We start from the raw sequence: 9080 nt of genomic DNA, 5'->3' as shown, positions 1-9080 counted from the left end.
CGATCGGCGAACGAGGGTCGCGTCGACATCGCGGCACACGAAGGGTATGGACCCGTTCCCACCGAGGGTGACGACGACGTTTCCGTTGCCCCAGCAGCGAAGTCCGACCTCGATCCTGCCGCCCGAGGACAGCGCCCGGTAGCCAGCGGGCCAATAGAGGACCGCCTCGTCCCCCATCCCGGAAAGGGGCCGGTCGCTGTACGACGCAAGCACCGCGCCTGGCACCGCGGGCGGCGTGACCACCGAGGGCCGGCTGGGATGGACCTCCGCCCATGCCCAGGCAGCGAGAACAACGGCCACCGAGCTCACCGCGGCGCCGACAGCGATCCGAGACCGGGCACCGTAGTGGCGCGCCGGCCGAACCGGATCTGCGGCTACCCCCGCGGCTGCCGCCTCTGTCGCCGCTGCCACCTCTCTGCAGAAGCGGTCGTATGCGGCGGCGAGAGAAGAGAATCGACTGCGCACCTCCTCGGACGCCCCCCGCCGGTACATCGCTTCACGTGCTGCGGCCAGACCGGCGAAGGGCGACGGGTTGCCGGTCGGTCCGGGCTGTTCGGGGTCCCTTATCCAGGCCATGGCATCGGCGATGTCGCAGGTGTCCGAGTTCCACTTCGACACGGGCCGCATCACCCGTCGGCTGCGCGTCCACCGCGCCACCGCTCTCGATGTCCTCATGGTCAACTCACTGTATGCCGGGAAGTGAGGCTTCGTCTCTGGCCTCTCAGGCTCCCCGCTCTGGTCGGGAAGGAGCGCCGGCCGCGGCGGCAGCCGTGGGCATGAATTGGGCACATCTTCGTGCCCACGCCGTCACCAGCTCTTCTTCTGGTCACCCGAGATCCGCACGTTTCCGGGGTATTTTAGCCCCCGCGAAGCCCGAATCTGCGGAGGGCGTGGGATTCGAACCCACGGGACGTTTCCGCCCACCGGTTTTCAAGACCGGGTCCATCGGCCGCTCGGACAGCCCTCCAGGGCAGCGATGCTAGCCGAGCGAGGCGTCGCGGCTCGGGGGTGCGGGCTCCCGTATACGCCTCGGTTTGCGGAATTCCAAGACTGTTCTTAGGAACGGGACGGACCTACGGTGGCTCGGACGGCGCCGTCCGGGCCGTCGAGGGGGAACGGACAGGGGATCCGGATGCGAACGACTCGATTTCTCCGCACGACGGTGCTGGGGGTGACCGCGCTCGCGCTGGCGCTCACCACGGGGCCGATCGCCGCGCAGGCGGCGTCGCCGAGCGGCAAGTCGGCCCACGTGCGCGTCTGCGCCGCCCCGGCACGCGGCGCCGCAGCGTGCAACGCCATCCGCAACGACGCCGTGTCGAACGTCGTCGCCGCCGCGAAGGGCGTGAACCCGGCCGCGACCACCCCGAGCGGTTACGGTCCCGCCGACCTCCGCTCGGCCTACGACCTGACGTCGACCACCGCCGGCTCGGGCCAGACGGTCGCCATCGTCGACGCCTACGACGACCCGAACGCGGAGAAGGACCTCGCGACCTACCGCGCCCAGTACGGGATGCCGGCGTGCACCACGGCGAACGGCTGCTTCAAGAAGGTCAACCAGAGTGGCGGCACGAAGGCCCCGCGCGCGAACGGCGGCTGGGCCCAGGAGATCTCCCTCGACCTCGACATGGTCAGCGCGACCTGCCCGAGCTGCCACATCCTGCTCGTCGAGGCCACGAGCTCCTCGCTCAGCAACCTGGGGACCGCGGTGAACACGGCCGCGAAGCTCGGTGCCTCGGCGATCTCGAACAGCTACGGCGGCTCCGAGTCGTCGAGCGACACGAGCTACGACAGCGCGTACTACAACCACCCCGGCATCGCGATCACCGCGAGCTCGGGCGACAACGGCTACGGCGTCGAGTACCCCGCGGCCTCCCAGTACGTCACGGCGGTCGGCGGGACCAGCCTCACCAGGGCGTCGACCGCGCGCGGGTGGAGCGAGACGGCCTGGAACGGCGCCGGTTCCGGCTGCTCGTCCACCGACCCGCAGCCCTCGTGGCAGAAGACGGTGGCGAACATCACCGGCGCCTGCAGCAGGCGCGCGGTCGCCGACGTCTCCGCGGTCGCCGACCCCAACACCGGCGTCGCCGTCTACGACAGCTACACCTACCAGGGCGTCTCCGGCTGGCTCGTCTTCGGCGGCACCTCGGTCGCGTCGCCGGTCATCGCCTCCGTCTACGCGCTGGCGGGCAACGCGAAGTCGGTGACCTACGGCTCGTACCCGTACAGCCACACCGGCTCGCTGAACGACGTGGCGAGCGGATCGAACGGATCCTGCAACGGCTCGAGCCTCTGCACGGCGACGAGCGGCTGGGACGGCCCGACCGGCCTCGGCACGCCGAACGGCACCGCCGCGTTCTGACCTCAGGATGCGGGAGGGGTGGGTGGCTCGGGCCGCCCACCCCTTCCTGCATCCGTGGTCAGACGAGCGACTCCAGCACGTCGGCGAGGCCGTCGTCCGCGACGGATCCGGCGACCGAGCCCGCGGCCTCGCGCACGTCGGCGGGCGCCTGACCCATCGCGACACCCCAGCCGTGCTCCGCCGCCCACTCGAGCATCTCGATGTCGTTGCGGCCGTCGCCGACGGCGACCACGCGCTCCCGCGGCACGGCCAGCCGCTCGCGCACCCGCTCGAGGGCGGTGGCCTTGTTCACGCCGTCGGGCGCGATGTCGAGCCACGCCGTCCAGCCGACCGCGTAGCTGACCCGGTGAAGGCCCATCCGCTCGACGACCCCGAGGAACTCCTCGGTGCCGTGGTTCGGCGAGATGACGACGACGCGGGTCGCCTCGACGTGCAGCAGCTCCTCGAACGGCACCTGACGGCTGGCGAGGCCGACGGCGCCCTGCGGGAACGATTCCGTGTAGCGGAAGTAGCCGGTCTCGTCCTCGACGGCGTACCGGGCGTCGGAGAGCGCGTCGCTGATCGTGCTGAGCACCTCGGCGGGGTCGAACGTCTCCACGATCTCCCGCCGGTACCCGTAGGGGGCGGCCGGATCCTTCCGCAGGGTGATCGCGCCGTTCGAGCAGACCACGTACTCGGGAGCGATCCCGAGCAGCTCGAGGATCGGGAGCGTCGTCGCGACCGACCGGCCCGTCGCCAGCATCACCTCGTGCCCTGCCTCGGCGGCGGCCCGTACCGCACGCCGCACGCGCCGTGAGGCCCCCCCGTCCTCGTGCAGCACCGTGCCGTCGATGTCGAGCGCGATCAGCCGGGTGGAGCCGTCCCTCGCCGCGGTCACCGCGCCGGCACCGGCTCGAGGACCTCGAGACCGCCGAGGAACGGTCGCAGCACGGCGGGGACGGCCACCGAGCCGTCCTCCCGCTGGTGCGTCTCGAGGATCGCGACGATCCACCGGGTCGTCGCCAGGGTGCCGTTCAGGGTGGCGACGGGCGCCGTGCGTCCGCTCTCCGCCCGGTACCGGATGTTCAGCCGACGCGCCTGGTACGTGGTGCAGTTCGACGTCGACGTGAGCTCGCGGTAGGCGCCCTGCGTCGGCACCCACGCCTCGACGTCGTACTTGCGCGCCGCCGACGTGCCGAGGTCGCCCGCGGCGGTGTCGATCACGCGATACGCGAGACCGAGGTCGGTGAGCATCGCCTCCTGCATGGCGAGCAGGCGGGCGTGCTCCGCCTCGGCGAACGCCGGATCGATGTAGCTGAACATCTCGAGCTTGTTGAACTGGTGCACCCGGATGATGCCGCGGGTGTCCTTGCCGTGGCTGCCGGCCTCGCGGCGGTAACAGGTGGACCAGCCGGCGTAGCGGAGGGGCCCCTCGGTCACATCGAGGATCTCGTCCGCGTGGTACCCGGCGAGGGCCACCTCGCTCGTGCCCGTGAGGTAGAGGTCGTCGGCCTCGAGCCGGTAGATCTCGTCGGCGTGCTCGCCGAGGAAGCCGGTGCCGGCCATGATCTCGGGCTTCACCAGCGTCGGGGTGATGAGCGGCACGAAGCCGGCCGAGAGCGCACGCTCGAGCCCGAGCTGCATGAGCGCCATCTCGAGGCGCGCACCGATGCCGCGCAGGTAGTAGAAGCGCGCGCCCGACACCTTGGCACCGCGTGCCATGTCGATCGCGCCGAGCAGCTCGCCGAGCGCCAGGTGGTCGCGGGGCTCGAATTCGAACGCGGGCCGCTCCCCCACCTCGCGGAGCACGACGTAGTCGTCCTCGCCGCCGGGCGGCACGTCGTCGAGCACCACGTTGGGGAGGGCGCCGAGCAGCCGGTCCGCTCGGGCCTCCGCCGCCGTGGACCGCTCGCTCGCGGCCTTCACGTCGGCGGCGAGCTGCTTCACCTCCTGGAGCAGCGCGGGCTTCTCCTCCTTGGACGCCGCAGCCACCCGCTTGCCGAACGCGTTCTGCGCGGCACGCAACCGCTCGAACTCGGCGATGGCCTCGCGCCGCTCGGAATCGGCGGCGGCCGCTTCGGCGACGAGGCCGACGGATGCGCCACGCATCCGCTGCGACCGCTCGACGATCTCCGGCGCCGCGCGGAGCAGCTGCACGTCGATCACACCGCCCAGCCTATTCGGAGCGCGGTTCGGGCCCGTCCAGGGCCGCCGCGAACTCTCGGGGTCCGGTGGATAGGGTTTGGCCCATGCCGCAGGACGGGTCCACCCAGCAGCCCCGCCATGCCGCGGTGGTCTTCAATCCGGTCAAGGTCGACGAGCAGGCGCTCCGGACGGTCGTGAACGACGCGGCCCAGCGTGCCGGATGGGCCGACTCCCGGTGGTACGTGACCAGTGAGGAGGATCCCGGCACCGGCCAGGCCAAGCAGGCGGTCGAGGACGGCGCGGGCGTCGTGCTCGCGGCCGGCGGCGACGGCACCATCCGGGCGGTCGCCGAAGGCCTCCGCGGCACCGACGTGCCGATCTCGCTGCTGCCGTCCGGCACCGGCAACCTGCTCGCGAGGAACATGAAGCTGACGCTCGACCGGCTCGAGGAGTCGGTCGAGACGGCCTTCACGGGAACGGATCGCCGCATCGATCTCGGCGTCGTGGAGATGGAGCGCCCCGGAGGCGAGCGCGAGACGCACGCGTTCCTGGTCATGGCCGGCCTCGGGCTCGACGCCGCCATGATCGCGAACACCGACCCCGGGCTCAAGAAGCGGGTCGGCTGGCTCGCCTACGTCGGGGGCATCGCCCGCAGCCTCGGCGGCAAGAACTACATCCGCCTCCGCTTTCGGCTCGACGACGAGCCGGCGCGGAACCTGAGGGTGAACACGATCCTGATCGGCAACTGCGGGCTGCTGACCGGAAACATCCTGCTGCTGCCCGATGCGGCGGTCGACGACGGCGTCTTCGACATCGTCGCGCTCCGGCCGGAGGGCTTCTTCGGATGGATCCAGATCCTCGTGAAGGTCGTGTGGGAGAACGGCGTGCTGCGACGCAGCAGCCTCGGCCGGAAGATCCTCGCCAACACGAAGGAGGTGCGCACGCTGCGCTACCTCCGCGGGCGGCAGATCGTCATCCGTCCCGACGACCCGCGTCCGGTGCAGCTCGACGGGGACACGTTCGGGCACGTCGTCCGGTTGCGGGCCCGCGTCGAGGAGCTCGCGCTCGCGGTGCGCATCCCGCGGGAGGAGGCCGACGAGCTCCCGGCGTCGGACAAGGCGAAGGCCGAGGAGCCGGTCCCCGCCTGACGCGCCACGCGGGCGGAGAACCCGGGGTTCCACGGCTTCCCGCTTACCCTGACGGCATGCCTCGGGGGATGCGATCGTTCCGGCGTGCGCGCCGGGCCGCGCTGGTGGCGGCGCTCCTCGCCGTCGGCCTGTCCGGCTGCTCGCTCGGGACGATCGGCACCATCGCCGACTCGGGCGGCACCGCGCCGGTCGGCGGTGACACCGCCGGGCCGTCGACCGCGACCGTGCACTCGGTGTCCCCGGTGTCCGGCTCCGTGAAGGGCGGCACCACGGTGACCGTCTCCGGCACCGGGCTGTCCGCCGTCCGTACGGTGCGCGTCGCGGGGACCGCCGTGACCGCCACCGCGCACGCCGGCTCCGTCACCTTCAGAACCCCCTCGGCCGCCGCCTTCGTGCCGGCGACGGACGCGGTCGTGCTGCGCAGCGGATCCGGGACGACCGTCGCCACGACGAAGTACCGGTACCGCACCGTCGGCGGCGTCGACCGCGAGCTCGCCTACGTGCTCAAGTACTGGAAGCACTACAACCCCGCTTACGAACCGCTCGACGACAACGACTGCGTCGACTTCACCAGCCAGGCGCTGCTCCAGCGGGGCTGGCAGCAGCAGGACGACTGGGTGCACGCCGCCGCGGTGCTCGACTCGGGTCTCGCCTGGCGCAGCTCGACCTCGTTCCGGGACTTCATGGAGGAGCACCCGGAGCTCGGCACCGCGCTCACCGACCAGCAGCGGTCGAAGGTGAAGCTCGGCGACGTCGTCCAGTTCGACTGGGACCGCTCCGGCGATCGGGACCACACCGGCGTCGTGACGAAGATCACGAAGTCGAGGAGCGGGCACATCGAGATCTACTTCGCCGGCCACACGAACGACTCCGACTACCGCAGCGTCGACACCGCGATCACGAAGGAGCACCCGGGCGGCGTCGCCTACTACTGGTCGCTGAAGTAGCCCCCGCACCGTCCGCTCGTCGCCGCGGGAACGACGTCCGGCGCTGCGACGCGGGCGACCGGCTACGACCGCCGGAGCTCCTCCAGCCAGGAGCGGGCCTCGGCGTAGACCACGTCGTCGTGCGCCTCAGCGGCGGCCACGGGCCGTCCGTCGGCGCGCGGGTAGGACCCCAGGAACAGCACGCGGGGACTGAACCGCCGCACCCCGAGCAGCGCGTCGGCGACCCGCGCGTCGTCGAGGTGGCCGTCGAGGTCGATGACGAAGCGGTACCGGCCGAGCTCGTCGCCGATCGGCCGCGAGTGCAGCAGCGACAGGTTCACGCCGCGGGTCGCGAACTGCTCGAGCAGCTCGAGCAGCGCACCCGGACGGTCGGAGGGCAGGTCCGCGACGATGCTCGTCTTGTCCGCGCCGGTCGGAGCCGGCAGCGGAACGGATCCGGCCCGGGCGACGAGCACGAACCGCGTCATGGCGTTCGGATTGTCGCCGATGTCCTCGGCGAGGGTGGTGAGCCCGAACCGCGCCCCCGCGGTCGGCGTCGCGATCGCCGCCTGGGCGAGGTCCCCCTCGTGCTCGGCGAGGAACTGCGCGGCCTGCACGTTCGACGCGGCCGGCAGCTGCGTGTGGCTCGGCAGGTGCTCGTGCAGCCACACCCGGCACTGCGCATAGGCGACCGGATGCGCCGCCACGGCCCGCACGGTGTCGAGGCCGACGCCGGGCCGCACGACGAGCGCGAAGCGCACCGGCACGAGGTACTCGCCGACGATCCGGAGGTCGGGGATGGACGCGAGCGCGTCGAGCACCGCGGCGACCCCGCCCTCGACCGTGTTCTCGATCGCGAGCATGGCCGCGATCGAGACGCCGCCGACGACGTCGTCGAGGGCCTCCCCGATGTTGTTCACCGGCCGCCAGCTGGCGCCCTGCGCCGCCGTCACCTGGGCGAGCGCGGCCTCCGTGAAGGTTCCCGCTGGGCCCAGGTAGCTGTACGACAGGTCGGCGGCGGGCACGGGCTAGAGACTATCCAGCGGCCCGGGCCAGGATGAGGGACATGACCTCCCGCGCAGGCACGCCGGCCGCCGCATCCGACCTCATCGACGTCGAGGAGCTGCTCCACGCCTACTGGCACGGGCACCCGGACGTCTCCGACCCCGAGCAGCGCGTGGTCTTCGGCACCTCGGGCCACCGCGGCAGCTCGCTGAAGACCGCGTTCAACGACGACCACATCGCCGCGATCACGCAGGCGATCGTCGAGTACCGGGCCGGTCAGGGGATCACCGGTCCGCTTTTCATGGGCCGCGACACCCACGCCCTGTCCGCGCCGGCGCAGACGACTGCGCTCGAGGTGCTGGTGGGGAACGGGGTGCGCGTGCTCATCGACGAGTACGACGGCTTCACCCCCACCCCCGCGGTGAGCCACGCGATCATCCGGTACAACCGGGCGAACGACGGCGACCCGGACGACCAGGCGGACGGCATCGTCATCACGCCGAGCCACAACCCGCCGGCCGACGGCGGCTTCAAGTACAACCCGCCCCACGGCGGCCCGGCCGACAGCGACGCGACGACCTGGATCGCGAACCGCGCGAACGAACTCATCGCGAACGGCCTGCGGGACGTGGAGCGGGCGGAGGCGTCCGCGGTCGAGAGCTACGACTTCCGCGCCCGCTACGTCGAGGACCTCGCCTCCATCATCGACATGGCGGCGATCAAGGCGTCGGGCATCCGGATCGGGGCGGACCCGCTCGGGGGCGCCTCCGTCAGCTACTGGCAGGCGATCGCCGACGAGTACGGGCTCGACCTGACCGTCGTGAACCCCGAGGTCGACCCGGCCTGGTCGTTCATGACGCTCGACTGGGACGAGAAGATCCGGATGGATCCGTCCAGCCCGTCCGCCATGGCCTCGGTCGTCGCCCGGGCCGGCCAGTTCGACATCCTGACGGGCAACGACGCGGACGCCGACCGGCACGGCATCGTCACGCCGGACGGTGGCCTGATGAACCCGAACCACTACCTCGCCGTCGCGATCGAGTACCTCTTCACGCACCGGCCGGATTGGCCGGCGGATGCGGCGGTCGGCAAGACGCTCGTGTCCTCGTCGATGATCGACCGGGTCGCGGAGTCGATCGGCCGGCGCCTCGTCGAGGTGCCCGTCGGCTTCAAGTGGTTCGTGCCCGGCCTGATCGACGGCTCGGTCGCCTTCGGCGGCGAGGAGAGCGCGGGAGCGAGCTTCCTCCGCTTCGACGGCACAGTCTGGACGACCGACAAGGACGGCATCCTGCTCTGCCTGCTGGCGAGCGAGATCCGCGCCGTCACCGGCAGGAGCCCGAGCGAGCTCTACGCCTCGCTCGTCGAGCGCTTCGGCGACCCGGCGTACGAGCGCGTCGACGCGCCCGCGACGAAGGCGCAGAAGGTGGCGCTCGGCAAGCTGAACGGCGATGCGATCAGCGCCACGGAGCTCGCCGGCGAGCCGATCACCGCCAAGCTCTCCGAGGCGCCGGGCAACGG

8 protein-coding genes and 1 tRNA gene are annotated in these 9080 nt (G+C 71.7%); 4 read left to right on the top strand and 5 right to left on the bottom strand.

The annotated features are described in order from the left end of the window. Positions 1 to 618 (bottom strand): hypothetical protein (locus tag JWQ92_RS11305; RefSeq protein ID WP_297344561.1); only part of this gene is annotated, 618 nt, incomplete at its 3' end. Between the two features lie 264 nt (positions 619 to 882). Beyond that, positions 883 to 967 (bottom strand) — tRNA-Ser (locus JWQ92_RS11300). Between the two features lie 165 nt (positions 968 to 1132). On the opposite strand from JWQ92_RS11300, the gene JWQ92_RS11295 reads away from it, so the two are divergent. Then, positions 1133 to 2359, top strand: a complete 1227-nt coding sequence (locus JWQ92_RS11295; protein WP_297344560.1) for a S53 family peptidase — start codon at positions 1133 to 1135, stop codon at positions 2357 to 2359. Between the two features lie 58 nt (positions 2360 to 2417). Here the strand turns inward: JWQ92_RS11295 and JWQ92_RS11290 are convergent, their stop codons facing one another. Both JWQ92_RS11290 and serS read right to left on the bottom strand, forming a co-directional pair. Next, positions 2418 to 3236 (bottom strand): HAD family hydrolase, encoded by an 819-nt coding sequence (locus JWQ92_RS11290; RefSeq protein WP_297344559.1) that lies wholly within the window; start codon positions 3234 to 3236, stop codon positions 2418 to 2420. After that, complete coding sequence (serS, locus tag JWQ92_RS11285) at positions 3233 to 4504, bottom strand: serine--tRNA ligase (protein ID WP_297344558.1); 1272 nt, start codon at positions 4502 to 4504, stop codon at positions 3233 to 3235. The genes JWQ92_RS11290 and serS overlap by 4 nt, the downstream gene beginning before the upstream one ends. A gap of 83 nt (positions 4505 to 4587) precedes the next feature. On the opposite strand from serS, the gene JWQ92_RS11280 reads away from it, so the two are divergent. Both JWQ92_RS11280 and JWQ92_RS11275 read left to right on the top strand, forming a co-directional pair. Further along, a complete protein-coding gene (locus JWQ92_RS11280; RefSeq protein ID WP_297344557.1) occupies positions 4588 to 5631 on the top strand; it encodes a diacylglycerol kinase family protein in 1044 nt (347 codons plus the stop codon). A 56-nt stretch (positions 5632 to 5687) separates the two neighbouring features. Further along, positions 5688 to 6578 carry an amidase domain-containing protein gene (locus JWQ92_RS11275; protein ID WP_297344556.1) on the top strand — a complete coding sequence of 297 codons (891 nt, stop codon included), beginning with the start codon at positions 5688 to 5690 and terminating at the stop codon, positions 6576 to 6578. A 62-nt stretch (positions 6579 to 6640) separates the two neighbouring features. Here JWQ92_RS11275 and pheA read toward each other — a convergent pair whose 3' ends face one another. Continuing rightward, the gene (gene pheA, locus JWQ92_RS11270; RefSeq protein ID WP_297344555.1) at positions 6641 to 7582 is read right to left on the bottom strand and encodes a prephenate dehydratase; all 942 of its coding nucleotides are present in this window, start codon (positions 7580 to 7582) and stop codon (positions 6641 to 6643) included. A 41-nt stretch (positions 7583 to 7623) separates the two neighbouring features. Between pheA and JWQ92_RS11265 the strand changes: the two genes are divergently transcribed. Next, positions 7624 to 9080, top strand: a 1457-nt coding sequence (locus JWQ92_RS11265) for a phosphoglucomutase (protein ID WP_297344554.1), incomplete at its 3' end; no start/stop codon positions are given.

Source organism: Amnibacterium sp. (genome assembly GCF_025463795.1).
Classification (GTDB): Bacteria; Actinomycetota; Actinomycetes; order Actinomycetales; family Microbacteriaceae; genus Amnibacterium.
This window is presented reverse-complemented; position numbering and strand designations above follow the sequence as displayed.

Coding starts and splice junctions, on each gene's coding strand:
- JWQ92_RS11295 (WP_297344560.1), top strand. CDS start 1,133: ATGCGAACGACTCGATTTCTCCGCACGACGGTGCTGGGGGTGACCGCG.
- JWQ92_RS11280 (WP_297344557.1), top strand. CDS start 4,588: ATGCCGCAGGACGGGTCCACCCAGCAGCCCCGCCATGCCGCGGTGGTC.
- JWQ92_RS11275 (WP_297344556.1), top strand. CDS start 5,688: ATGCCTCGGGGGATGCGATCGTTCCGGCGTGCGCGCCGGGCCGCGCTG.